Source organism: Streptomyces sparsogenes subsp. cuspidosporus (assembly GCF_039532705.1).
In the GTDB taxonomy this organism is placed as follows: domain Bacteria; phylum Actinomycetota; class Actinomycetes; order Streptomycetales; family Streptomycetaceae; genus Streptomyces; species Streptomyces sparsogenes.
Genome location: NZ_BAAASD010000010.1, coordinates 194,529 through 221,078, shown reverse-complemented (window position 1 = coordinate 221,078; position 26,550 = coordinate 194,529). Strand labels below are relative to the sequence as shown.

16 protein-coding genes are annotated in these 26,550 nt (G+C 72.6%); 11 read left to right on the top strand and 5 right to left on the bottom strand.

Features of this window, described 5'->3' with window-relative positions:
* Positions 1-190 precede the first annotated feature (190 nt).
* Together ABFY07_RS15515 and ABFY07_RS15510 are read left to right on the top strand one after the other, a co-directional pair.
* Positions 191-1,879 carry a M4 family metallopeptidase gene (locus tag ABFY07_RS15515; RefSeq protein ID WP_346175054.1) on the top strand — a complete coding sequence of 563 codons (1,689 nt, stop codon included), beginning with the start codon at positions 191-193 and terminating at the stop codon, positions 1,877-1,879.
* Positions 1,880-2,009: 130 nt separating this feature from the next.
* Positions 2,010-3,695, top strand: a complete 1,686-nt coding sequence (locus ABFY07_RS15510) for a M4 family metallopeptidase (RefSeq protein WP_346175053.1) — start codon at positions 2,010-2,012, stop codon at positions 3,693-3,695.
* A 75-nt stretch (positions 3,696-3,770) separates the two neighbouring features.
* On the opposite strand, the gene ABFY07_RS15505 is transcribed toward ABFY07_RS15510, so the two are convergent.
* The 4 genes from ABFY07_RS15505 to ABFY07_RS15490 all read right to left on the bottom strand — a co-directional run bounded on the left by ABFY07_RS15505 (position 3,771) and on the right by ABFY07_RS15490 (position 7,357).
* Positions 3,771-4,994: a right-handed parallel beta-helix repeat-containing protein gene (locus tag ABFY07_RS15505; RefSeq protein WP_346175052.1), complete on the bottom strand. Its 1,224-nt coding sequence runs from the start codon at positions 4,992-4,994 to the stop codon at positions 3,771-3,773.
* A gap of 167 nt (positions 4,995-5,161) precedes the next feature.
* Complete coding sequence (locus ABFY07_RS15500; RefSeq protein WP_346175068.1) at positions 5,162-6,085, bottom strand: RNA polymerase sigma-70 factor; 924 nt, start codon at positions 6,083-6,085, stop codon at positions 5,162-5,164.
* 47 nt (positions 6,086-6,132) lie between these two features.
* The gene (locus ABFY07_RS15495) at positions 6,133-6,606 is read right to left on the bottom strand and encodes a carboxymuconolactone decarboxylase family protein (protein ID WP_346175051.1); all 474 of its coding nucleotides are present in this window, start codon (positions 6,604-6,606) and stop codon (positions 6,133-6,135) included.
* 109 nt (positions 6,607-6,715) lie between these two features.
* Positions 6,716-7,357 (bottom strand): LysE family translocator, encoded by a 642-nt coding sequence (locus ABFY07_RS15490; protein WP_065964836.1) that lies wholly within the window; start codon positions 7,355-7,357, stop codon positions 6,716-6,718.
* Positions 7,358-7,506: 149 nt separating this feature from the next.
* Here ABFY07_RS15490 and ABFY07_RS15485 point away from each other — a divergent pair, with 149 nt between their 5' ends.
* The 9 genes from ABFY07_RS15485 to ABFY07_RS15445 all read left to right on the top strand — a co-directional run bounded on the left by ABFY07_RS15485 (position 7,507) and on the right by ABFY07_RS15445 (position 23,284).
* Positions 7,507-9,075, top strand: coding sequence for a sensor histidine kinase (locus ABFY07_RS15485; protein ID WP_346175050.1), 1,569 nt, complete (start codon positions 7,507-7,509; stop codon positions 9,073-9,075).
* 215 nt (positions 9,076-9,290) lie between these two features.
* Complete coding sequence (locus ABFY07_RS15480) at positions 9,291-11,195, top strand: rhamnogalacturonan lyase (protein ID WP_346175049.1); 1,905 nt, start codon at positions 9,291-9,293, stop codon at positions 11,193-11,195.
* 62 nt (positions 11,196-11,257) lie between these two features.
* A complete protein-coding gene (locus ABFY07_RS15475) occupies positions 11,258-12,058 on the top strand; it encodes a pectate lyase (protein WP_346175048.1) in 801 nt (266 codons plus the stop codon).
* A gap of 74 nt (positions 12,059-12,132) precedes the next feature.
* The gene (locus ABFY07_RS15470; RefSeq protein ID WP_346175047.1) at positions 12,133-13,083 is read left to right on the top strand and encodes a helix-turn-helix domain-containing protein; all 951 of its coding nucleotides are present in this window, start codon (positions 12,133-12,135) and stop codon (positions 13,081-13,083) included.
* Positions 13,084-13,412: 329 nt separating this feature from the next.
* On the top strand, positions 13,413-15,407 hold the full coding sequence (locus ABFY07_RS15465) for an alpha-1,4-glucan--maltose-1-phosphate maltosyltransferase (protein ID WP_346175046.1): 1,995 nt from the start codon (positions 13,413-13,415) through the stop codon (positions 15,405-15,407).
* Positions 15,404-17,140, top strand: a complete 1,737-nt coding sequence (gene treS / locus ABFY07_RS15460; protein ID WP_346175045.1) for a maltose alpha-D-glucosyltransferase — start codon at positions 15,404-15,406, stop codon at positions 17,138-17,140. Before ABFY07_RS15465 ends, treS begins: the two co-directional genes overlap by 4 nt.
* 311 nt (positions 17,141-17,451) lie before the next feature.
* The gene (locus ABFY07_RS15455; RefSeq protein WP_346175044.1) at positions 17,452-19,053 is read left to right on the top strand and encodes a maltokinase N-terminal cap-like domain-containing protein; all 1,602 of its coding nucleotides are present in this window, start codon (positions 17,452-17,454) and stop codon (positions 19,051-19,053) included.
* Between the two features lie 254 nt (positions 19,054-19,307).
* Complete coding sequence (glgB, locus tag ABFY07_RS15450) at positions 19,308-21,671, top strand: 1,4-alpha-glucan branching enzyme (RefSeq protein ID WP_346175067.1); 2,364 nt, start codon at positions 19,308-19,310, stop codon at positions 21,669-21,671.
* 140 nt (positions 21,672-21,811) lie between these two features.
* Positions 21,812-23,284 (top strand): glycoside hydrolase family 16 protein, encoded by a 1,473-nt coding sequence (locus ABFY07_RS15445; RefSeq protein ID WP_428836931.1) that lies wholly within the window; start codon positions 21,812-21,814, stop codon positions 23,282-23,284.
* A 34-nt stretch (positions 23,285-23,318) separates the two neighbouring features.
* On the opposite strand, the gene ABFY07_RS15440 is transcribed toward ABFY07_RS15445, so the two are convergent.
* Positions 23,319-26,270, bottom strand: coding sequence for an AfsR/SARP family transcriptional regulator (locus ABFY07_RS15440; protein ID WP_346175043.1), 2,952 nt, complete (start codon positions 26,268-26,270; stop codon positions 23,319-23,321).
* Between the last annotated feature and the right edge of the window lie 280 nt (positions 26,271-26,550).

Below are 26,550 nucleotides of genomic sequence, written 5' to 3'. Positions count from 1 at the left end.
AGCGGTCCGCATTCCGAAAATTGATCAACGCTAAACGAACATTTTCCCGCCCACCTGCGCCGATCCCCGTGACATGTACGCGCCTTGTATGACAGTCTGCCCACGCGATCGCATCCGCACCTCTTGTTCAGGCCCGGGCGGCTCTTCCCCGCCGCCCGGTCCTGACCCCCCACAACAACGAGGAGTTCGCGTGAGCAAGACCTCGAACCTGCCCGTTTCCCCCGCGCGTTCCCGCGGGAAGCGCCGCGCGGCGTCCGCCGCCGGTGCCGCGATGGTGGTGGCGGCCCTGCTGGCCACCGGCGTCACCGCCGGCCAGGCCGGCGCCGCGACCACCGGCGCGGCCACCACGGGCGGCGGCACCACGGCCGGCGCGCGGCCCGCCGTCCTCACCGCCCCGGCCCGCGCCCAGCTGCTGCGCGACGCCGACACCGCCAAGGCCGCCACCGCCAAGGCGCTGGGCCTCGGCGCCAAGGAGAAGCTGGTCGTCAAGGACGTCGTGAAGGACGCCGACGGCACCGTCCACACCCGCTACGAGCGCACCTACGACGGGCTGCCCGTCCTCGGCGGCGACCTCGTCGTCCACACGAGCCCCCGCGGCACCGTCAAGGGCGTCACCAAGGCGGTCAAGGCCACCATCGCGGTCCCCTCCACGACCGCCGAGGTGACCCCGGCCTCCGCCGCGCGGGCCGCGGTCAAGCGCGCCCGGGCGGACGACGCCCGGCACGCCACCGCCGACGGCGCCCCGCGCAAGGTGATCTGGGCCGCCGGCGGCAAGCCCGTCCTCGCGTACGACACCGTCGTCGGCGGTGTGCAGAAGGACGGCACCCCCAACCGGCTGCACGTCATCACCGACGCGGCCACCGGCGAGAAGCTGTACGAGTACCAGGGCATCGAGACCGGCAGCGGCACCAGCCAGTACAGCGGCACGGTGGAGCTCGGCACCGCCAAGGACGGCAGCGGCTACACCCTGACCGACGCCGACCGCGGCGGCCACCGGACCACCGACCTCAAGGGCGCCGAGTCCGGCGAGGGCGCGGCCTTCACGGACGACGACGACACCTGGGGCACCGGAAAGGCCGACGACCCGCAGACCGCGGCCGTGGACGCCCACTACGGCGCCGCCCTCACCTGGGACTACTACAAGAACGTGCACGGCCGCGACGGCATCGCGGGCGACGGCAAGGGCGCGTACTCCCGGGTCCACTACGGCCACGGCTACGTCAACGCGTTCTGGGACGACAGCTGCTTCTGCATGACGTACGGCGACGGCCAGGACGACAAGGCCCCGCTCACCTCGATCGACGTCGCGGCCCACGAGATGACCCACGGCGTCACCTCCGCCACCGCCGGCCTGGAGTACAGCGGTGAGTCCGGCGGCCTCAACGAGGCCACCTCCGACATCTTCGCCGCAGCCGTCGAGTTCAACGCCAAGAACGCGAGCGACCCCGGCGACTACCTGGTCGGCGAGAAGATCGACATCAACGGCGACGGCACCCCGCTGCGCTACATGGACAAGCCCAGCAAGGACGGCGGCTCCGCGGACAACTGGTCCGACGGCGTCGGCGACCTGGACGTCCACTACTCCTCCGGGGTCGCCAACCACTTCTTCTACCTGCTGTCCGAGGGCAGCGGCGCCAAGGAGGTGGGCGGCGTCAAGTACGACAGCCCGACCGCCGACGGCTCGAAGGTCGAGGGCATCGGCCGCGACAAGGCCGAGAAGATCTGGTTCAAGGCGCTCACCACGTACTTCACCTCCACCACCGACTACCACGCCGCGCGCGAGGCCACGCTGAAGGCCGCGAGCGACCTGTACGGCGCGGACAGCGCCGAGTACAAAGGCGTGAATTCGGCGTGGGCCGGAGTGAACGTCACGCCGTAAAAACGCGTCAGACAAGGTGCACCACATAGCCGGTGCCCGGGGCCCGTTCCCGGGCACCGTCATGTTTCCGCACCTGGTTCCGCCGGGCGGCCACATCGGCGCCCGGCACCCCACAGCAACAGGAGACAACGTGACGCAAGGATCGACCTCCGGCAGATCGAGCACCTCCCCGATATCCCGCGCCACCGCGCGCAGGCGCTCCCGTACCGTCGTCGCCGCGGGGGCGGCGACGCTCACCGGAGCCCTGATCGCGGCCACCTTCACCGCCGGCGCCGCGGGCGCGGCCACCCCGCCGCCCACCGCGGCCGGCGCCCCGTCCCTCGCGCTCTCCCCCTCCGTCCGCGCGGAGCTGCTGCGCGAGGCCGACGCCGCCACGGCCGCCACCGCCCGCTCCCTCGGGCTCGGCGCCAAGGAGAAGCTGGTCGTACGGGACGTCATCAAGGACGCGGACGGCACCGTCCACACCCGCTACGAGCGGACCTACGACGGGCTGCCGGTGCTCGGCGGCGACCTGGTCGTGCACAAGTCGGCGAGCGGCACGGTCCAGGAGGTCACCAAGGCCACCGAGGCCACCATCAAGGTCGCCGACACCCAGGCCGCGATCACCCCGTCCGGCGCCGAGCGGACCGCCGTACGGGCCGCCAAGGCCGAGGCCGGCGCCAAGTCGGACACCACCGGCAGCGCCCGCAAGGTCATCTGGGCCGCCAGCGGCAAGCCCGTCCTCGCGTACGAGACCGTCGTCGGCGGGTTCCAGGAGGACGGCACCCCCAGCAAGCTGCACGTCATCACCGACGCCGACACCGGCAAGAAGCTGTACCAGTTCCAGGCCGTCCAGAACGGCACCGGCAACGGCCAGCACAACGGCAAGGTCACCGTCGGCAGCACCAAGAGCGGCAGCCAGTACCTGCTCAAGGACACCGCCCGCGGCGGCCACATGACCTACAACCTCAAGCACGCCGAAGAGGGCAAGGGGTCGAAGTTCCTGGACGCCGACGACGTCTGGGGCAACGGCAAGCCGACCATCGCCCAGACCGCCGCCGTCGACGCCCACTACGGCGCGGCCAAGACCTGGGACTACTACAAGAAGGTCCTCGGCCGCAACGGCATCCAGAACAACGGCAAGGCCGCCTACTCGCGCGTGCACTTCAGCAACGAGTACGTCAACGCCTTCTGGGACGACGACTGCTTCTGCATGACGTACGGCGACGGCGAGGGCAACAAGAAGCCGCTCACCTCGCTCGACGTGGCGGGCCACGAGATGAGCCACGGCCTGACCTCCGCCACCGCCAACCTCGAGTACAGCGGCGAGGCGGGCGGCCTGAACGAGGCCACCTCCGACATCTTCGGCACCGCCGTCGAGTTCTACGCCAAGAACAGCAAGGACGTCGGCGACTACCTCATCGGCGAGAAGATCGACATCAACGGCGACGGCACCCCGCTGCGCTACATGGACAAGCCCAGCAAGGACGGCCTGTCCTACGACTACTGGGCCAGCGGCATCGGCGAGGACGACCCGCACTTCACCTCCGGCCCCGCCAACCACTTCTTCTACCTGCTCTCCGAGGGCAGCGGCCGCAAGGTCATCAACGGCGTGACCTACGACAGCCCGACCAAGGACGGCCGCACCGTCAAGGGCATCGGCCGCGCCAAGGCCGAGAAGATCTGGTACAAGGCGCTCACCACGTACATGACCTCGACCACCAACTACGCCAAGGCCCGCACCGCGACGCTCAAGGCGGCGAAGGCCCTGTACGGCGGCACCAGCGCCGAGTACAAGGCGGTCGACAACGCCTGGGGCGGCATCAACGTGCGGTGACGCACTGACGTGACCTGGCTGTCGGCCGGGTGGGCACAACGCGGCCCGCCCGGCCGACCCACGCCTGACGTGCGGCTACCGGGTCACCCGATTGCCGCCGAAGGTCACGACCAGGCGGCCGTCCGAGGCGAAGGACCACTTCAGGGCGCCGCCGTACGAGGCGCACCGGGAGCCGTTCGTGCCCGACCAGAACTGGTTCGAGCCGTCGACGTCACCCACGGTCCTGTCGTTCGTCCCGCTGCCGCTGCGGCAGGAGACGTTGTTCCGGAACACCGAGGTGCCGCCGTCGAACGAGAAGTTGCGCTGGGCGTTGTCGATGCTGACGTTGTCCGACACGGACATCGTGCCCAGGTTCCTGTTGTACGTGAACCCGTGCTTGCCGTTGTGGTAGGCGATGCTGCGCCGGATGACGTGGTTGACCTTGATGTCCTCGCCGCCGAGCTTGTAGCCGTTGCGGTCGCCGCTGGAGTTCTGGGTCCCGTCGGAGAGGGTGCCGTTGTTGTAGGAGAGGGAGTCCTCGATGGTCACCGGGCCGATGGGGCCGGTGTCCGACTTGGTGTAGAGGTCCCAGCCGTCGTCGATGTTGTTGTGGGACACCGCGTAGCGGAAGACGTTGCCGGGGCCCGAGGTGAGCTTCGCGGCGAAACCGTCGGCGTCCTCGCCGTCGGAGTCGGCGTTGTCGTGCGATTCCGCGCTCAGGATGAGGTTGTTGGACGGCCACTGGTCCTTGGGCGTGCTGGAGGCCATCCGCGAGAGCTGCAGCCCGGTGTCCCGGTTGAAGCGGGTGACCGTGCGCTCGATGACGTTGTTGCTGCCGCCGACGAAGATGCCGTTGTCCCCGGCGCGCTCGACGACGATGCCCTTGAGGTGCCAGTACGAGCCGTTGAGGGCGAGCCCGCGGTTCGAGGAGGACTCGGTCTGGGCGGAGAAGTTCAGGACCGGGGTCTCGCCGGGGTAGGCGGACAGCACGGTGCGGGCGCTCGAGGTGCCGTTGTTGCCGGGCGGGATGGTGACCGTCTGCGCGTAGCGGTAGGTCCCGCCGCGCAGGTAGATCGTCCCGCCCGGGGTGACGCGGCTGATCGCCGAGGTCAGCGTCGTGGGGGCCGACTCCGTACCGGCCGCGCCGTCGGTGCCGTTGGGCGCGACGTACAGCGCGCCGGCCGCCTGCGCCGTGACGCCGTTCTGCGCCGTGACACCGGGCGGCGGCGCGGCTGCCGCCGTGGCGCCGGGCAGGGCGGCGGCCGCGCCGACCGCCAGGGCGGCGGAGGCCAGTAAGGACAGTGCGGATCTGGGGTTCATGGGGGGGTGCTCCTTCTCCGTGGTCGCCTGCGCGCCGCGCAGGGGGTGCTCTCGGCACGAGAGAGGGGACGGTGAAAGCGCTTGCTACGCTAGGAGCATGCCATGGCCACGTCAATAGCTCGGGCCATCGGGTGGCGCCGGGGCGGACCTCCGGCCCCCCCTGGAGGTCAGTTCGCCCGCCGACGGGCCCGCTTCACCTCGCGGTCGATGGCCCAGGCGTCGGCGACCGGCCCGATGTGGCCGAGCTTGTCGGGGTTGATCACCACGCGGACGGCCTGAATCCGCGCGTCGAGCACGTCGAGGGCCATGGTGTGCAGAATCCTGCCGTCCCGGTCGCGGAAGACCGCCCCGGGCTGGCCGTTGACCTCGCGCGGCTCCATGGTCACGTCGATCCGCAGCAGCAGGGGGAAGGCCGTGCCCAGCACCCGGGCCACGTTGTCCGCGCCCATGACCGCCTTGCCCAGCTGCGGCGCCTTGCCGCCGCCGTCCCCGACCAACTGCGCGTCGCCGGTCAGCAGATCCCGCAGCCCGCCCACATCGCCGCCCTTCAAGGCGTCGAAGAACCGCGTCGCCAGCTCCCGCCGCTCCTGCCGGTCCGCCTCGAACCGCGGCCGCCCCTCCCGCATGTGCCGCCGCGCCCGCACCACCAGCTGCCGGCACGCCGACTCCGACCGCCCCACCGTGTCGGCGATCTCGTCGAACCCGAAGCCGAACACCTCGCGCAGCACGAACACCGCCCGCTCCAGCGGGCTGAGCCGCTCCAGCAGCAACAGCGCCGCCATCGACACCGAGTCGGCCAGCTCCGCCGACCGCGCCGGGTCCTGATACGGATCGCTGAGCAGCGGCTCGGGGAGCCAGGGGCCCACGTACTCCTCCCGACGCACCCGCGCCGAGCGCAGTACGTCGATCGAGATCCGCGTCACCGTGGCCGACAGAAAGGCCTTGGTGGACGTGGGCAGGGTCGACGAGCCGTCAAAGCGCAGCCATGTCTCCTGCACCGCGTCCTCGGCCTCGCCCACACTGCCCAGGATCCGGTAGGCGATCGAGAACAGCAGCGGCCGCAGCTCCTCGAACTCCTCGGCCTTGTCCACGTCCACTCCCATGCCCGCTGGCCCCCTCACATCCGGCCGTACGCGGCTCAGTGGAACTGGCCGGGCCGGTAGTCGCCGGCCGGCTGCCGGGTGATGATGTTCAGCCGGTTCACCGCGTTCATGAAGGAGACCAGGATCACCAGGGCGGCGAGCTGGTCCTCGTCGTAGTGCTCGGCGGCGTGCGCCCACACCTCGTCGCCGACCCCCGTGGCCGCGTCCGCGACCCGGGTCCCCTCCTCCGCGAACGCCAGCGCGGCGCGCTCGGCCTCGGTGAAGACCGTGGCCTCCCGCCACGCCGCGACCAGGTTGAGCCGCACCGCGGTCTCGCCGGCCGCGGCGGCCTCCTTGGTGTGCATGTCGATGCAGGCGGCGCAGCCGTTGATCTGGCTCACGCGCAGCGCCACCAGCTCCTGGGTCGCGGCCGGCAGCGGCGCCTCCTTGAGCGCCTTGCCCGCCGACATGAAGTACTTGAGGGCCTTGCCGGCGCTCGGGTTGGCGAAGTAGTTCAGTCGCGCGTCCATGGTGTGCTCCTCTGAGGTCGTTCGGTGGCTACACCCCCGAGACGAGGTGGCCCGACCTCCTGTGACATGGACGCGTGTGACCTGCGTCTCCCCCGCCCCCTCGGCCGGGTCAGTCCTTGCGGCCCGTGGCGGCCACGGTGACACCGAGCCCGATCATGGCGAGCCCGCCGACCCCGCCGACCATGGCCAGCCGCTGCGGTGAGCGGGCGAACCAGCCGCGCGCGGTCGCGGCGACGAGGCCCCAGACGCTGTCGGAGGTCACGGCGATGATGTTGAAGACGAGGCCGAGCAGCAGCATCTGCAGGGCGACGTGCCCCTGGTCGCGGTCGACGAACTGGGGCAGGACGGCGGCGAAGAAGACGATGGTCTTGGGGTTGGCCACACCGACCGCGAACCCCTCCCAGAACGTCCGGAGGGCGCTCTGCCCCGCCGGGCCCTCCCCGTTGAACGCGGCGCGCAGCGAGCCCCGTTGCCGTATCGCCTTGACGCCGAGGTACACCAGGTACGCGGCGCCCACCAGCTTGAGCGCCGTGAAGACGAGCACCGAGCGCTCCACGACGGAGCCGACCCCCAGCGCCACGGCCACCACGAGCACATACGCGCCGACCGTGTTCCCCATGACGGTGGTCAGCGCGGCCCGGCGCCCCTGCGCCAGCGCCCGGCCGATCACGAAGAGCACGCTGGGACCGGGGATCACGATCAGCAGGAACGACATGGCCGCGAAGGCGAGAAGACGATCGGTGGACACCATGGCGCACATCTAAACACGCGGGGTCTCCCCGCGTCGTACGTGTTTTTCCGCAGGCGGGCGCCGGTCGCGGGTGCTCCGCCGCGGGCGGCCCGCGAGGCCATACTTTCGTCAGGGGCGCGCGGGGCCCGTCGCGGGGGATGCTGTGGCGCATGATCCGGTGGATACGACGCAGTGGTGCCGCGCGAAGCGCCCTGGTCCTGTGGCTCGCGGCCTGCGCGCCCGTCCTGCTGAAGGCCACGTCGGCGGACGGGCGCGACCTGTGGGTGCTGCTGGCCGGGTTCCCGCTCCTGGCGGGGGCGGCCGCGGTGGGGCGGACGCGGCCACTGGTCGGGCTGGCGGTGGCGGTGGGGCTGAGCCTGGGCCTCAGCGTCGAGCTGTTCACGTCCTCCTACTGGGCGGCGCTGGCGCTGTGGGGCTATCTCACGGGGCGGTGGACGGCGGGCGCGCGGCCCGCGCTGTGGTTCTTCGCGGCCGTGGCCGTGGTGGACGCGCTGGCCGCCGGGCTGACGGGCGCCGGGGTCTGGGTCTGGTTCGCCGCGCTGACCACGCTGCTGCTGCTCGTCGTGCTGCCCTGGCTGCTGGGCCGCTACCGGAGGCAGTACGAACACCTGGTCCGCGCCGGCTGGGAGCTGGCCGACCGGATGGAGCGGGAGCAGCGGGCCGTCGCCGACCGCGCGCGGCTGCGCGAGCGGTCCCGGATCGCCGGGGACATGCACGACTCGCTGGGCCACGATCTGGCCCTGATCGCGCTGCGCGCCGCGGCGCTGCAGGTCGATCCGGAGCTGAGCGACCGCCACCGGGCGGCCGCCGCCGAACTGCGGGAGGCGGCCGCGGCGGCCACCGGGCAGCTGCGGGACATCATCGGCGTGCTGCGGACCGGGGACGACCCGGCCCCGACCGCCCCCGCCGACGAGGGCGTCGGCGCGCTGGTGGACCGGGCGCGGGCCGCGGGGCTGGCCGTCGAGCTGGAGGACGGCGGCGCCGACCGCCCCGGCGGCCCCGGCCTGCTGCCCATGGCCGACCGGGCCGTGTACCGCGTGGTGCAGGAGGCGCTGACCAACGCCGCCAAGCACGCCCCGGGCGCGGCCGTCCGCGTCCGGCTGGTGCGGGACCCGGTGGCGGGGGAGATCACGGTGTCGGTCGCCAACGGCCCGCGCCCGGCGGACAGCGGTGTCCCCGAGCCGGCCTCGGGCGGCAACGGCCTGGTGGGGCTCGACGAGCGGGTGCGGCTGGCCGGCGGGGTGCTGGCCCACGGCCCCTCCCTCGACGGCGGCTTCGAGGTGTCGGCGCGGCTGCCGCTCGCGCCCGGGGTCGCGCTGGTCGCCGGGCGGGCGGCGGCCCCGACGTCCACCTCGGCGCGGGAGCTGGCCCGGGCCAGGCAGCGGGTGCGGCGCAGGCTGGTGGAGTCGATCACGGTGCCCCTGGCCGTGGCCGCCGGGCTGGCCGTCCTGTGGGGCGGGTTCCACTTCTATACGCAGTCCCACTCGGTGCTGGACCGGACCGTGTACGACAGCCTTGAGCTCGGCGAGCCCCGCGCCGACGTGGAGTCGCGGATGCCGCCGTACACGATGGACGGCGCCCCCGACGGGGTGACCGCGCCGCCCCCGGGCTGGGACTGCGCGTACTACGGGGTGCGCCCGTACGACGGGCGGTCCGCGTACCGGCTGTGCTTCGCGGACGGGCGGCTGGTCGGCAAGGACGTGGTAACCAGCCGGTAGGGGGGAGCGGCGAGGGATCCGGCGCGTCACCCGCCGCCGGGCGAGCGGTCCGGCGCGCCATCCGCGGCCGGACGCGGGAGCCGCCGCCGGGCGCGGGGTCCGGCGCGTCACTCCGCGGCCGGGAAATCCGCGCGGGGGGCGGCAACCTTTCCGGTCAGAGCGGCGACCACACCCCGACACCCCCCGCCCCGCACACTCCCCCCCCAGGAGGTCCCGTGGCACCCCCGCACGGTTCGCCCGCTCCCTCCGCCCGCCGCCGGGCCGGACGCGCCGCGCTCGCCGCGGCCGCCGCCGGCGCGCTGCTCGCCACCGGCCCGGCCGCGCTCTCGCACGCCGCCCCGGCCGACGGCACGCGGACCGCCTCCCCCCAGGCCGCCGCCGTCCAGGCGACCCAGCTGGAGAGGCTCGACCGCGGGCTGGTCAGCGTGCACACCGGCAATGACAACCTGGTGAGCTGGCGCTGGCTGGCCACCGACCCGGACGACGTGACGTTCAACCTCTACCGGGGCGGCGTCAAGGTCAACTCCTCGCCCCTCACCACCACCAACTACCTCCACAAGGACGCCCCCAACAGCGCTGACTACACGGTCCGCGCGGTCGTGGGCGGCGTGGAGCAGCCCGCCTCGCCGAGCGCCGTGCAGTTCCGGTCCGGCTACTACGACGTGCCGGTCTCGCCCCCGTCGGGCGGCTCGGACTACACCTACGAGGCCAACGACGCCTCGGTGGGCGACCTGGACGGCGACGGCGATCTCGACCTCGTCCTCAAGTGGCAGCCGACGAACGCCAAGGACAACTCGCAGTCCGGGGTCACCGGCAACACGATCGTCGATGGCTACACCCTCCAGGGGCAGCGGCTGTGGCGGATCGACCTGGGGCGCAACATCCGCTCCGGCGCCCACTACACCCAGTTCCAGGTGTACGACTACGACGGCGACGGCAAGGCCGAGGTCGCGATGAAGACCGCGGACGGCACGGTCGACGGCACCGGCAGGACGATCGGCAACGCCTCCGCCGATTACCGCAACTCCAGCGGCTATGTGCTGAGCGGGCCCGAGTTCCTGACCATGTTCAACGGCCGGACGGGCGCGGCGGTCTCCACCGTCGACTACGTCCCGCCGCGCGGCACGGTGTCCTCGTGGGGCGACTCGTACGGCAACCGCGTGGACCGCTTCCTGGCCGGCACCGCCTACCTGGACGGCTCGAAGCCCTCGCTGATCGAGGCGCGCGGCTACTACACCCGTACGGTCATCAGCGCCTGGAGCTACAGCGGCGTGCAGCTCACCCGCACGTGGACGTTCGACACCAACAGCTCCACCAACGCCGGCAAGGGCTATGACGGGCAGGGCAACCACGCGCTGACGATCGGCGATGTGGACGCCGACGGCAGGGACGAGATCGTGTACGGCTCGATGGCCGTGGACGACAACGGCGCCGGCCTGTGGACGACCAGGAACGGCCACGGCGACGCGGCCCACCTCGGCGACCTGGACCCGTCCCGGCCCGGTCTCGAGTACTTCAAGGTGGACGAGGACTCGTCGAAGCCGTCGTCGTACTACGCCGACGCCAGGACCGGCCAGGTGCTGTGGTCCACCCCGGCGAGCGGCGACAACGGGCGCGGCGTGGCCGGGGACATCTGGGCGGGCAGCGACGGTGCCGAGATGTGGTCGGCCGCCGACGGTTCGATCCGCGACAGGAGCGGGGCCGCCAAGGGCCGCAAGCCGTCCTCGGTCAACTTCCTGTCGTGGTGGGACGGCGACCCGGTGCGCGAGCTGCTGGACGGCACGCACATCGACAAGTACGGCACCTCCGCCGACACCCGGCTGCTGACCGGCTCCGGGGTGCACTCCAACAACGGCACCAAGGCCACCCCGTCGCTGTCCGGCGACATCCTCGGGGACTGGCGCGAGGAGGTGATCTGGCCGACCTCGGACAACAAGGCGCTGCGGATCTACTCCACGCCGTACGAGACCGACCGGAAGATCACCACGCTGCTCCATGACCGGCCGTACCGGGTGGCCCTGGCCTGGCAGAACACCGCGTACAACCAGCCGCCGCACCCCGGCTTCTTCATCGGGAACAAGATGGCGACCCCGCCGCGGCCGAAGATCGCCACCCCCTGAACGACCGTCCCGCACCGTTCCATCCGCACCTCCCACGCATCACGGAAACGAGGAGTGTGAACATGGCACAGCATCTGAGCAGGAAGCGGGCGATGGCCGGCCTCCTGGGCGCCGCCGCCCTCACGGCGGGCGCCATCGCCACCGGTCTGACCGTCCCCACCGCCTCGGCCGCCACCTGGCCCACGCCGAGCGGCACCCCCCAGGCGGTCACCAAGACCATCCCCGTCAGCGGGAGCTACGACGGGGGCATGAAGCGCTACTACGGCTCCGGCGACCTGGGCACCGGCGGCCAGGACGAGGACCAGGGCCCGCTGTTCGAGCTGAAGGACGGCGCGACCCTGAAGAACGTGATCCTCGGCTCCCCGGCCGCCGACGGCGTCCACTGCCTGGGCAGCTGCACGCTGCAGAACGTGTGGTGGGAGGATGTCGGCGAGGACGCCGCCACTTTCAAGGGCAGCTCGTCCTCCGCCGTCTACACGGTCAACGGCGGCGGCGCCAAGGAGGCCTCGGACAAGGTCTTCCAGTTCAACGGCGCGGGCACCCTCAACATCAACAACTTCGCCGTGAAGAACTTCGGCACCTTCGTCCGCTCCTGCGGCAACTGCAAGACCCAGTACAAGCGGACCATCAACGTCAACACCCTGGAGGCCACCTACAAGGGCAGCCGCCTCGCCGGGATCAACACCAACTACGGCGACAGCGTCACCCTGCGCGGGATCACCATCGTCGGTGACACCAGCAAGAAGATCATCCCCTGCCAGAAGTACATCGGGAACAACACCGGCGCCGAGCCCACGACGAACGGATCCGGCCCGGACGGCACGTACTGCAAGTACTCCAGCTCGGACATCACCTACAAGTGATGAGGGGCCGACCCGGCGTGCCTGACCCCGGCAGGGGCAGGCACGCCGGGCCCGGCTGTCGGACACTGGTGTCCATGGACAGGCCCATCGACACACCGCCCGCGCTGGGGGAATTCCTGCGCACCCGCCGCGCCCGCCTCCGCCCCGAGGACGTCGGGCTGGTCTCGTACGGGACCCGACGCCGGGTGCCCGGGCTGCGCCGGGAGGAGCTGGCGCAGCTGGCCGGGGTGAGCGTCGCGTACTACACGCGGCTGGAGCAGGGCCAGTCGTCGGGCGCCTCGGACGGCGTGCTCGACGCGATCGCCCGGGCCCTGCGGCTGACCCCGGACGAACACGCGCATCTGCGCAATCTGGCCCGCCCGGCGCGGGCCGCGCGCCGCCCGGCGCCGCGCGCCGAGGCCGCCCGGCCGAGCACCCGCCGGCTGATCGAGGCCATGGACGGGGTGCCCGCGCTGGTCCTGACGGCTCGTTTCGACGTCCTGGCCTGGAACCCGCTCGGGCACGCCCTGGTCGCCGGGCACCTGGCCGCCGACGCCCCCGAGCGCCCCGCCGACCGCCCCAACACCCAGCGGCTGCTCTTCCTGGACCCCCACACCCGCGAGCTCTACCCCGACTGGGAGAGCGACGCGCGGCTCGCCGTCTCCGCGCTGCGGCTGGCGGCCGGCGCGCACCCGGACGACCGGCGGCTGGCGGAGCTGATCGGCGAGCTGACCATGAAGAGCGGCGAGTTCGCGGCGCTGTGGTCGCGCCACCCGGTGCGCCAGTGCTCCTACGGTGTCAAGTCCTTCCACCACCCGCTGGTCGGGCCGATGGAGCTGAGTTTCGAGATGACGGGGCTCACGGACTCGGGGGACCAGCGCCTGCTGATGTACGGCGCGGAGCCGGGGTCCCCGTCGGAGGCGGCGCTTCGGCTGCTGGCCTCGGGTCTCGCGACCGAGCCCGAGTCCCGGGCCGCGTCCCGGCCCGCATCCCGGTCCCTTCCCCGTAACTCCGCCCGGAACGGCCGGAATTCGGCGCGCCCCTGACCCCACCGGCACCGCCCGCACCGAGCACGCCCCCAGGGCCGCCCCAAGCCCGCCCCGGGAGAAACCCGTCGGCCCCGCGCTTGTCCTGTTTCAGGCTCGCGCGGGGCCGAGTCGCGTTACGCACGGGAAGTTAACGGGAACCCGGATTGTCGCCCCGCGCCGCGTGGGAAGGCTTTCCCAACACGCCCCCCATGGCCGACCCCATCCGCCCACCAGAGTGAACGCGGACAGGAGCTGTCATGCCCGCAACCCGTCGCAAGGCGGCAGAACCGATACAAAGGACAAAAGCCGCCACAGCATATACGCCCGCAACGCCGTCAGGTGATCCTATGATCGGTCGCATCCCCGTCCTGGACATCCGCCCGCTCATCGACTGCGGCCGCCGCCCCGCGAAGGCGGTGGTGGGCGAGACGTTCGAAGTCAGCGCCACCGTGTTCCGGGAAGGCCACGACGCGGTCAAGGCGAATGTCGTACTGCGCGATCCGGCCGGGCGCTCCGGGCCCTGGACCCCGATGCGCGAACTCGCCCCCGGCACCGACCGCTGGGGCGCCGACGTCACCCCGACCTCACAGGGCCGCTGGTCGTACACGGTCGAGGCGTGGAGCGACCCGATCGGCACCTGGCGCCACCACGCCGCCGTCAAGATCCCCGCCGGGATCGACACCGACCTGGTCCTGGAGGAAGGCGCGCGGCTCCACGAGCGAGCGGCGGGGGCCGTCCCCAAGAGCGACGGCCGCGAGGCGGTGCTGGGGGCCGTCGACGCGCTGCGCGACGAGCGGCGCCCGGTGGCCGACCGGCTCGCCGCCGCCCTCGCCCCCGAGGTCACCGAGGTCCTCGACCGCCACCCGCTGCGCGAGTTGGTCACCGCCTCCCGCCCGATGCCGCTGCTGGTGGAGCGGGAGCGCGCGCTGTTCGGCTCCTGGTACGAGTTCTTCCCGCGCTCGGAGGGCGCCAAGGTCGCCGAGGACCGGCGGCCGGTGAGCGGCACCCTGCGCACCGCCGCCGAGCGACTGCCCGCCGTCGCCGCGGCGGGCTTCGACGTGGTGTACCTGCCGCCGATCCACCCCATCGGCACCTCGTACCGCAAGGGCCCCAACAACAGCCTGTCGGCGGGCCCGTACGACGTCGGCTCCCCCTGGGCGATCGGCTCGGCCGACGGCGGCCACGACGCGGTCCACCCCGACCTCGGCACCCTCGACGACTTCGACCACTTCGTGGCGCGCGCCCGCGAGCTGCGCCTGGAGGTCGCGCTCGACTTCGCGCTGCAGTGCTCGCCCGACCATCCATGGGTGACCGAGCACCCCGAGTGGTTCCACCGGCGCGCCGACGGCTCGATCGCCTACGCCGAGAACCCGCCCAAGAAGTACCAGGACATCTATCCGATCGCCTTCGACACGGACTTCCCGGGGCTGGTCCGCGAGACCGAGCGGGTGCTGCGCTTCTGGATCTCCCACGGTGTGCGGATCTTCCGCGTGGACAATCCGCACACCAAGCCCGTGGTCTTCTGGGAGAAGGTGATCGGCGACATCAACCGCACCGACCCCGATGTCATCTTCCTCGCCGAGGCCTTCACCCGGCCGGCCATGATGCACACCCTCGGCGCCATCGGCTTCCAGCAGTCGTACACGTACTTCACCTGGCGCAACACCAAACAGGAGCTCACCGACTACCTCACCGAGCTGTCCGGGGAAGCGGCCGGATACATGCGGCCGAACCTCTTCGTGAACACTCCCGACATCCTGCACGCCTATCTCCAGGAGGGCGGCCGCCCCGCCTTCGAGGCGCGGGCCGTGCTGGCCGCCACCCTCTCCCCCACCTGGGGCGTCTACGCGGGCTACGAGCTGTGCGAGAACACCCCGCTGCGCCCCGGCAGCGAGGAGTACCTGGACAGCGAGAAGTACCAGCTGCGGCCGCGCGACTGGGCGGCCGCCGAGCGCGAGGGGCGCACCATCACCCCGCTGCTCACCTGCCTCAACCGGCTGCGGCGCCGCCACCCGGCCCTGCGGCAACTGCGCAACCTGCGATTCCACCACGTCGACAACGAGTCTGTCATCGCCTACTCCAAGCGGACGGGCGACTCGTGCGTGCTCACGGTCGTCAACCTGGACCCCCACCACACCCAGGAGGCGACGGTCTCGTTGAACATGCCGGAACTCGGCCTCGACTGGCATGAGTCCGCCCCGGTGCGCGACGAGCTCACCGGCGAGACCTATCACTGGGGCAGGGACAACTATGTGCGCCTGGAGCCGGGCCGCCCCATGGCTCCCGCGCATGTGCTGTCCCTGCGACCGTCCTCACCGATCGGAGGGTCACCCACATCATGACCGTCAACGAGCCCGTACCGGACAAGTTCGAGGACACTCCGGCCAAGGACCGCGACCCCGAATGGTTCAAGCGCGCCGTGTTCTACGAGGTGCTGGTGCGCTCCTTCCAGGACAGCAACGGCGACGGCATCGGCGACCTCAAGGGACTCACGGCCAAACTCGACTATCTCCAGTGGCTGGGCGTGGACTGCCTGTGGCTGCCGCCCTTCTTCGCCTCCCCGCTGCGCGACGGCGGCTACGACGTGTCCGACTACACCGCCGTGCTGCCGGAGTTCGGGGACCTCGCCGACTTCGTCGAGTTCGTGGACGCCGCCCACCAGCGGGGCATGCGGGTGATCATCGACTTTGTCATGAACCATACGAGCGATCAGCACCCGTGGTTCCAGGAGTCCCGCCGCGACCCGGAGGGACCGTACGGCGACTACTACATGTGGGCCGACGACGACAAGCAGTTCCAGGACGCCCGGATCATCTTCGTCGACACCGAGACCTCCAACTGGACCTTCGACCCGGTGCGCAAGCAGTACTACTGGCACCGCTTCTTCTCGCACCAGCCGGACCTCAACTTCGAGAACCCCGCCGTCCAGGAAGAGGTACTGGCCGCCCTGCGCTTCTGGCTGGACCTGGGCATCGACGGCTTCCGGCTGGACGCCGTCCCGTATCTGTACGCGGAGGAGGGCACCGACTGCGAGAACCTGCCCCGCACCCACGAGATGCTCAAGCGGGTCCGCGCCGAGATCGACGCCCACTACCCGGACACCGTGCTGCTCGCCGAGGCGAACCAGTGGCCCGAGGACGTCGTCGACTATTTCGGCGACTTCAGCAAGGGCGGCGACGAGTGCCACATGGCCTTTCACTTCCCGGTGATGCCGCGCATCTTCATGGCGGTGCGCCGCGAGTCCCGCTACCCGGTCTCGGAGATCCTCGCCAAGACCCCGGCCATCCCCTCCGGCTGCCAGTGGGGCATCTTCCTGCGCAACCACGACGAGCTGACGCTCGAGATGGTCACCGACGAAGAGCGCGACTACATGTACGCGGAGTACGCCAAGGACCCGAGGATGCGCGCCAACATCGGCATCCGCCGCCGACTGGCCCCCCTGCTGGACAACGACCGCAACCAGATCGAGCTGTTCACCGCGCTGCTGCTGTCCCTGCCCGGCTCGCCGATCCTCTACTACGGCGACGAGATCGGCATGGGCGACAACATCTGGCTCGGCGACCGCGACGCCGTCCGCACCCCCATGCAGTGGACCCCCGACCGCAACGCGGGCTTCTCCTCCTGCGACCCCGGACGGCTGTTCCTGCCCACCATCATGGACCCGGTCTACGGCTACCAGGTCACCAACGTCGAAGCGGCCATGAGCAGCCCCTCCTCGCTGCTCCACTGGACCCGCCGGATGATCGAGATCCGCAAGCAGAACCCCGCCTTCGGCCTCGGCTCCTTCACCGAGCTGTCCTCCTCCAACCCCGCCGTCCTCGCCTTCCTGCGCGAGGCACCCGGGGACGAGGAGGGCGGGGACGACCTCGTGCTGTGCGTGAACAACTTCTCGCGCTTCGCCCAGCCCACCGAGCTGGATCTGCAGGCCTTCAGCGGCCGTCACCCGGTGGAGCTGATCGGCGGCGTGCGCTTCCCCGCCATCGGCGAGCTGCCCTACCTGCTGACCCTCGGGGGCCACGGCTTCTACTGGTTCCGGCTGCGGCCCTCGGACGCGGCGGGCCACTGGACCGACTGACCCGCCGTCCCCTGGGCGGCCCGGCGGCCCCGCGCCTGGCCCGCTTCCGTCCGTACGCGCCCACCTGGGGCGCGTACGGGCGTTTTCGACCCCACATCGGGGGCAGGTTCCCTACTACCGCACGGGCGAAGCCGACCGCGCACTCCGTAGGGGGTCCTACGGAGGATTGGCCGTACGGCCTAGTGGCCACACGGAAGATTGGCCGTACGGACGATCCTCGCCCGACACGTCCCGCACCGTCGCACGGTCAATGCCGCAATCCGGGACACTTTGCCCTGACTGTCGTGTGCCCGGGGAAAGGACGCGACGCCATGCCGGAAGCTTCATTCTCCCGGGGGGCACAGCACCCGCCGACCGCTGTACCGCGGGTCGACCCCCCGCCCTCCGCGCCCCTTGCCACCACGGCCGCGGGCCCCGCCGGGCTGCTCACCTCCCTCGCCCCCCTGCTCGCGGAATGGCTGCCCCGCCAGCGCTGGTTCGCCGGCAAGGGCCGCCCGATCACCGGCTTCTCCCTCGTGTCCGCGACCGAACTGCTGCCCTGCGCGACCACCGGCACCACACCAGGGCTGCTCCACCTGCTCGTCCGCGCCCAGCAGCCCGAGCCCCCCGGCCACCGGCACGGCTCGGGCTGCGGCCACCCGCGCGGCGCGGCGGCCAGCGACTGCTACCAGCTCCTGCTCGGCGTGCGCCCCGCCCTGCCGCCCCGGCTCGCCCCCGCCCTCATCGGCCGCCCCACCGGCGGGCCGCTGGACGGCCGGGCCGTCTACGAGGCGCTGCTCGACCCCCACCTCGCCACCCTCCTGCTGGAACGGCTGCGGATGCCCGGCACCCTCGGGCCGCTGCGCTTCCTGCGCGAGCCGTCCGCGGCCATCCCCCAGGCGCTCGCTCCCCGGCTGCTGACCGCCGAACAGTCCAACTCCTCCGTCATCTACGGAGATACGTTTATCCTCAAGCTCTTCCGTCGGGTGAGCCCCGGCACCAACCCCGACCTCGAGCTGCCCCTGGCCCTCGCCCGGACGGGCTGCACCCGGGTGCCCGCCCCCGCCGCCTGGTTCGAGGCCGCCCCGCCCGCCGAGGGCGCCGGCCCCCGCTCCGACCCCTTCACCCTCGGTGTGCTGCAGCCCTACCTCGCCGGCTCCACCGACGGCTGGCAGCTCGCCCTCGACGCGCTGGCCGCGCGGGACGACTTCACCGAGGCCGCGCACGCCCTCGGGCAGGCCACCGCGGAGGTCCACCTGGCGATGGCCCGCGCGCTGCCCACCACCGTCCTGCGCCGCCCGCAGATCGAGCACCTCGCGGCCGCCATGTCCGAGCGCCTGGACTCCGCCGCCGCGGCCGTCCCCGCGCTCCACCCCTACCGCGCCGCGCTGCACGCCGCGTACGAGGACCTGGCCGCGCTCGGCCGCGCGGGCCGCACCTGGACCGCGCAGCGCATCCACGGCGACCTGCACCTGGGCCAGGTGCTGCGGACGGTCCAGGACGGCGGGACCGGGGCCGGGGCCGCTACCGGGGCCGGGGAGAGTGGTGCGGGGAGCGGCGGGGGCGGGAGCGAGGAGACCGGGGTCCGCTGGTCCCTGATCGACTTCGAGGGCGAGCCCTCGCGCCCGCTCGCCGAACGCCGCCGCCCGCAGCCCCCGGTGCGCGACATCGCGGGCATGCTCCGCTCGTTCGACTACGCGGCGGCCGTGGGCGGCCACGACAGCCCCCAGGACTGGGCCGGCCGTACCCGGGCCGCGTACTGCGCGGGCTACGCGGAGGCGTCCGGCGCCGACCCGCGCGACGAGCCGGAGCTGCTGCGGGCCCACGAGACGGACAAGGCGGTGTACGAGGTGGTCTACGAGGCCCGCCACCGTCCCGAGTGGCTGCCCGTCCCGATGTCCGCCATCCGCCGCCTGGCCGCGGCCCGCCCCTGACCCCACCCGTGCCGATCCCCAGCCCCTCCTGGGAGGACATCCCCGTGACCGCACGCCCGCCCGCCAACCCCTCCCCGTCCGACGAGGCCCCGGACCCCGGCCGCGCCCCCACCGGCCCCGCCTCCACCGGACCAGCCGACGCCGGCCCCGCCTCCGCCCACGCCGGCGACGCCTCCGTACCGGCCACCTTCCGCCCGACCGCCGGCCGACCCCCGGCCCACCGCGCCGCCGCGCACGGCACGGGCGACGGCCCCATGTCCCGCTCCTCCTACACCGCCCCACCCACCCCCCGGGCCCCGGCGACACCCCCCACCACACCCCCAGCACCCACCGGACAGCCGCCCGCCGAGGCCGCGCCACCGGCCATCGGCGGCGGCAGGGATCGTCGCGAGGGCAGTGACGACGGCGTACGTGCCGCGGCGCCGCTCGGGGACACCGACCGGCAGCGGCTGCTCTCCGGCTCGCACCACGACCCGCACTCCCTGCTCGGCGCCCACCCCGTGCGCGACGGGATCCTGTTCCGCGCGCTGCGCCCGTACGCCCGGTCCGTGACCGTCGCCGCCGGCGGGCTGCGCGCGCGGCTGCGGCCCGACGGGGACGGCCTGTTCTCCGGGGTCATCCCACTGCGGGAGATCCCCGACTACCGGCTGCTGGTCACCTACGAGGACAGCGAGAAGGGCGGGGACAGGGAAGAGGAGCAGCACGACGCGTACCGCTTCCTCCCCGCCCTCGGCGAGCTGGACCTGTACCTCATCGGCGAGGGCCGCCACGAGGAGCTGTGGCGCGCGCTGGGCGCGCGGCCGATGACGCACCAGGGCGTCGCCGGGACGCGGTTCACGGTGTGGGCGCCGGACGCGCGGGGCGTGCGGGTGGCGGGGGACTTCAACTACTGGGACGGCACGGCCTTCCCGATGCGCTCGCTGGGCGGCAGCGGCGTATGGGAGCTGTTCCTGCCCGGTGTGGGCGAGGGCGCGGTGTACAAGTTCGACATCACCCGCCCGGACGGGAGCCACACCCTGCGTGCCGACCCGATGGCGCGCCGCACGGAGTGTCCGCCCGCCACCGCCTCGGTCGTGCACACCTCCCACCACCGCTGGGGCGACGACGCGTGGATGGCCGCGCGGGCGGGCCACCGCGTCCACGAGTCGCCGTTCTCGGTGTACGAGGTGCATCTGCCCTCGTGGCGGCCGGGACTGAACTACCGGCAGCTCGCCGAGCAGCTCCCCGCGTACGTCAAGGACCTCGGCTTCACGCATGTCGAGCTGATGCCGGTGGCCGAGCACCCCTTCGGCGGTTCGTGGGGCTACCAGGTGACCGGCTTCTACGCGCCCACCGCCCGCCTCGGCACCCCCGACGACTTCAAGTACCTGGTCGACGCCCTGCACCAGGCGGGCATCGGGGTGCTGGTCGACTGGGTGCCCGCGCACTTCCCCCGGGACGACTGGGCGCTGGCCGAGTTCGACGGCAGGCCGCTGTACGAGCCGGCCGACCCGGCCCGGGCCGCGCACCCGGACTGGGGCACGCTGGAGTTCGACTACGGCCGCACGGAGGTGCGCAACTTCCTGGTGGCCAACGCGGTGTACTGGTGCGAGGAGTTCCATGTGGACGGCCTGCGCGTGGACGCCGTGGCCTCCATGCTCTACCTGGACTACTCGCGCGAGCCGGGCCAGTGGACGCCCAACGCGCACGGCGGCCGGGAGAACCTCGACGCCGTCGCGTTCCTGCAGGAGATGAACGCGACGGTCTACCGCCGCTGCCCCGGGGTGGTGACGATCGCCGAGGAGTCCACCGCCTGGGACGGCGTCACCCGCGCCACCCACCACGTGGGCCCCAGCGGCTTCGGCGGCCTCGGCTTCGGCCTGAAGTGGAACATGGGGTGGATGCACGACTCGCTCGACTACGTCGCGCACGAGCCGGTGCACCGCAGGTACCACCACCACGAGATGACCTTCTCGATGGTGTACGCCTACAGCGAGAACTACGTGCTGCCCATCTCCCACGACGAGGTGGTGCACGGCAAGCGGTCGCTGGTGTCCAAGATGCCGGGCGACTGGTGGCAGCAGCGCGCCGACCACCGCGCGTACCTCGGCTTCATGTGGGCCCACCCGGGCAAGCAACTGCTCTTCATGGGGCAGGAGTTCGCGCAGGGCGCCGAGTGGTCGGAGAGCCACGGCCCCGACTGGTGGCTGCTCGACCCCTCGTACTCCGCCGAGCCCGACCACCGCGGCGTGCGCGACCTGGTGCGCGACCTGAACCGGACGTATCTGGCCACGCCCGCGCTGTGGCAGCGGGACACCGCCCCGGAGGGGTTCGCCTGGGTCGAGGGCGACGGGGCCGAGGACAACGTCTTCGCCTTCCTGCGCTTCGACGCGGACGGCTCCCCCCTGCTGGCCATCAGCAACTTCTCGCCCGTGGTGCGCCAGGAGTACCGCGTCGGCGTGCCCGACGGAATCCCCCTGTGGCGTGAGGTGCTGAACACCGACGACGGCCGCTACGGCGGCAGCGGCGTCCGCAACCCGGAACCGCTCAAGGCCGAGCCCACCGCCTGGCACGGACGGCCCGCGAGCATCCTGCCGGTGCTGCCGCCGCTGGCCACCATCTGGCTGCGGCCCGCCTGACACCACCGCGGCAGGCCCTTTCCCATCTTCGGGAAACGAACGCGCGCGGACCATTGACGACCTCCCCGCGTGCACCTACATAAACGTGAGAGCGCTCTCATGCCCGCGACACCCCCCACAGCCTGCTGGAGGTCGTCCCCGTGAACACGAGACGTACGAGCACCAGACCCAGGGCACCCCTCGCCATACCCCTCACCACACCCCTCACCGCCGCGCTGGCCGCCGCCGTGCTCGCGCTGACCGCCCTCGCCACGCTGTTCGGCACCGCGCCCGCGCGGGGCGCGGTGCCGCCCGCCGCCGGGTGGACCCTGCAGTGGAGCGATGACTTCAACGGTTCCGCGAACACCCTGCCGTCCTCAGCCAACTGGCAGCTGGACACCGGCCACTCCTACCCCGGCGGCCCCGGCAACTGGGGCACCGGCGAGATCCAGAGCTACACCGACTCCACCCGGAACCTCGGCCTCGACGGCAACGGCAACCTGCGCATCACCCCCCTCCGGGACGGCTCCGGCAACTGGACCTCCGCCCGCATCGAGACCCGGCGCGCCGACTTCAAGGCCCCGGCGGGCGGCGTGCTGCGCATCGAGGGCCGGATCCAGATGCCGAACGTCACCGGGAACGCCGCGCTCGGCTACTGGCCCGCCTTCTGGGCGCTCGGCAGCCCGTACCGGGGCAACTACCAGAACTGGCCGGGCGTCGGCGAGTTCGACCTCATGGAGAACGTCAACGGCATCAACTCCGTCTGGGGCACCCTCCACTGCGGCGTCAACCCCGGCGGCCCCTGCCAGGAGACCACCGGCCTCGGCGCCAGCCGCACCTGCCCCGGCGCGAGCTGCCAGTCCGCCTTCCACACCTACCGCTTCGAGTGGGACCGCTCCACCACACCCAACCAGCTCCGCTGGTACGTGGACGACCAGCAGTTCCACAGCGTCAGCCAGAACAGCGTGGACGCCGACACCTGGTCGCGGATGACCGACCACGCCGGCTACTTCCTGCTCCTCAACGTCGCCATCGGCGGCGCCTTCCCCGACGCCGTCCAGGGCTCCGCCACCCCCACCGCGGCCACCGAACCCGGCCACCCCATGCTCGTCGACTACGTCGCCGTCTGGACCCGCGGCGGCGGCCCCACCGACCCGCCCACCGGCTCCGCCACCCGCTACCTCGGCAGCGGCGGAACCCTCGGCGCCGCCTCCACCTCCGCCTCCGCCGCGACCCTGGCCTCGGCGGGCGGCACCAACCACGACGGCACCCCGTACCAGCCGCAGACCTTCCTCGCCTCCGGGCTGAACGCCACCTACAACGGCGGCGCCACCCAGTTCGACCTGTTCGTGGACGCGGGCACCACCGTGGCCAACGGTCAGCAGGTCCGTATCTCCTACGACCTGACCGGCGACGGCAGCTGGGACCGCACCGAGACCTACCAGTACTTCGCCACCGACCCCGTCGCGGGCTACGAGCACTACACCCAGGCCCGCGGGCTCAAGTCCGCCACCGGATCGCTCGGCAACCTGAGCAACGGGAAGGTACGGGTGGAGGTCTGGAACGCCATCGGCAACGGCAGCAGCACCCTGGGGACGGGCAACCAGTCGTACGTCCGGATCCCGTTCGGCTGAGTCCGAGCCGGGCCCGTCGGCGTCCGGCCCGGAATCACCCCAGCCGGCCGAGTTCCTCGCGGACCCGGCCGGCGTCGGGGTGGCCGAGGACGTCGAACATGGTCAGGGCCTGCTGCCAGGAGTCGCGGGCGCCGGGGATGTCACCGGCGGCGAGCTGGGCGCTGCCCAGGCGGTAGAGGGACTCGGCCCCGCGGACCCGCTCGCCGCGCTCCTGGCGCAGCTCCACCGCGTTCCGGTAGCAGGTGATGGCCTGCTGGTGGTCGCCGAGGCGGTGGTGGGCGTAGCCGAGGCTGTCCCAGGCGGCGGAGGCGCCGCGTCCGTCATGGGCCTCCTGCAGCATGCGCAGGGCCTTCTCGCAGTGGATCAGGGTCTGCTGGTACTCGCCGAGCATGGCGTAGGCCCAGCCGACGTTGTTGAGGGCGTACGCCTCCCCGCCGCGGTGGCCGACCTCCCGGTACAGCTCGAGGGTGCGCTGCGCGTGGTAGAGGCCCTCCTTGTGACGGCCCTGCCGTTCGCCGGCCAGGTTGAGCGCGACGTGGATGAGGGCCTGGCCGGCCGGGTTGCCGGTCTTGCCGTGCAGGTCCAGGGCGCGCAGCAGGCGCTCGCGGGCCCGGTCGTAGCGGGCCATGCGGAGGTCGGCGAGGCCGAGGCCGTGGAGGGCGTGGGCCTGGCCGGCCAGGTCGTCCGTACGCCGGGCCGCCTCCAGCGCGACGGTGTGCACGACGTCCTGGTCGTGCCAGTGGCCGAGCTGGTCGAGGAACTCGGCGAGCGTCCAGGCCAACTGCCAGGCGTGGGTCTCGAATCCGCTCTCCGCCGCCTGCTGTTGCACCGCGACCAGCACCGGGTGCTCGACGGTGAACCAGGTCAGCGCCTCCCCGTACTCGGCGAGCGGCTCGGGGCTGACGCCGGGCCGCGCGGCGGGGAGGGTGATGGGCGTGCGGTGCGGGGTGAACACGCGGCCGGCGGCGAGGGCGGTGTGCAGGTAGTGGTCGAGCGTCCGGTGGAGCGCGGCGCGCCGGTCGGCCTCGGAGTCGTACGCCTGCGTCAGCTCGATGGCGTAGGCGCGCAGCAGGTCGTGCAGCGCGTACTGGCCCGGGCTGCGCTCGGTGAGCAGATGGGCCCGGGTGAGCTGGAGCAGCAGCCGGCGGGCCTGTGGCACGGGCAGCCCCACCAGGCTGGCCGCGGCGGCGGCCGCGATGTCCGGGCCGGGGTGCACGCCCAGCAGCCGGAACAGCCGGGCGGCGTCGGCGCCGAGGGCGTGGTACGACCAGGAGAACACCGCGCGGACGTCGGTGGTGGCGTCCCCGCCGTCGAACGCGTCCAGGCTGCCGCGGGCGTCGCGCAGTTCGCGGGCGAGGGCCTCGAGGGTGAAGCCGGGGTGGGTGGCCGCGCGGGCCGCGACGATGGCCAGCGCGAGGGGCAGCCCCGCGCACACCGTGATGACGTCCTCCACCGCGCCCGGCTCGGCCGCCACCCGCTCGGAGCCCAGCCGCCGGGCGAGCAGTTCACGCGCCTCGGCGCGGTCGAGCAGGTCCAGCGGCAGGGGCTGGGCCTGCTCGGCGACGACCAGGCTGGTCAGCTCGTTACGGCTGGTCAGCAGCACCAGACAGCCGGGCGCCCCGGGCAGCAGGGGACGGACCTGGTCGGCGTCGCGGGCGTTGTCGAGGAGGATCAGCACCCGCCGGTCGGCCAACAGGCTGCGGTACAGGGCGGTCTGGGCCTCGACGGTCGCCGGTATCCGGTGCGCGGGCACCTGGAAGGCGTCCAGAAAGCCGCGCACCGCCTCCGAGGGGGTCATCGCCGATCCGGTCGGGCCGAAGCCGCGGAGGTTCACATACAGCTGGCCGTCGGGGAAGCGGTCGCGGACCCGGTGGGCCCAGTGCACGGCGAGCGTCGTCTTGCCCAGCCCGCCGCTGCCCGCGATCACCGAGATCACCGCCGCGGTGGGCGCCCGCCCGGCCTCGGCCCCGGGCTCCGGCTCGGGTCGCAGCAGCGCGTCCAGGCCGGCCAGCTCCCGCTCGCGCCCGGTGAAGTGGGCGACGTCGGCGGGGAGTTGCTGCGGCACCGCGAGCCCGCCGGCCGGCGGGGACCCCGAAGGCAATGGCGATGCGGAAGGGGGCGGGGACGCCGACGGGGAGGGGCGTGGGGAGGGAGCGTCGGAAGGGGGGTCGGCAGAGGTGTGGGCCGGGGACGGGGCGTGGGAGGGGGTCGGGGCCGGGGACGAGGACGGCGTCGGGGACGGCTCGGGGGAGGTCTCCTCCTCCAGCACCTGCTGGTGCAGCCGCTGGAGGTCGTCCCCCGGCTCGATGCCCAGCTCCTCGACGTAGCGCCGCCGCGTGGCGCGGAAGAGCGCGAGCGCGTCCGCCCGCCGGCCGGACCGGCTGAGCGCCTCCATCAGCAGGCCCACGGACCGCTCGGCGAAGGGGTGCTCCGCCACCAGGGGCGACAGCACGGCGGCGGCCTGCTGATGCCGCCCCGAGCGCAGATCGATCGCGGCGCACTCCTCCACCACGGCGCGCCGCTCCTCCTCCAGCCCCGCCCCGACGGTCCCGGGCAGCCAGCCGCCCGCGACATCCGCGAGCGCCGGGCCGCGCCAGAGCTGGAGCGCCGCGTGCAGCAGCTCGCCCGCCGGGCCGTCGCCGGCCTTCCGCGCCTCGCGCACCAGCTCCCGGAACCGGTGCAGGTCCACCCGCTCGGGGTCGACGGTGAGGCAGTAGCCCTGCGCGGAGGTGGACAGTTCGGTGTCGGGCAGGGCGGCCAGGATCCTGCGCAGCTTGGATATCTGGACCTGTACGGCGTTGCGCGCCGACCCCGGCGGGTCCTCGCCCCAGACGGCCATCACCAGCCGGTCCACGGACACCACCCGGCCGGGCTCCAGCAACAGCATCGCCAGGACGGATCGCTGCTGGGCGGCGGTCGGGCCGAGCCCCTGCTCGCCCTGCCATATCCCGACCGGGCCCAACAGACGAAACTCGGTCCCGTGCACGCGTTTCCCCCGTCGGTACCTGAGATTCCTGCGGCCATCTCGCAGCCTACCCACAGTCACAGGTCAGCGCCGCATCAGCGGGAGATCAGCAATCCATTGCACGCTACGGGCAACGAGGGCGCCGCGGCGCACCCACGCTCACGTCCGGCTCATATCCGCCGGGTGGGGAGCCCGCGGTAACGGGGAGCCCTCCGCACGAAGACAAACGGGGGCGGCATGGGGGGCTTGACTCGCATATCGACCACCAGACCGGCGAGACCACGCCGGTCGAGCGGCCGGT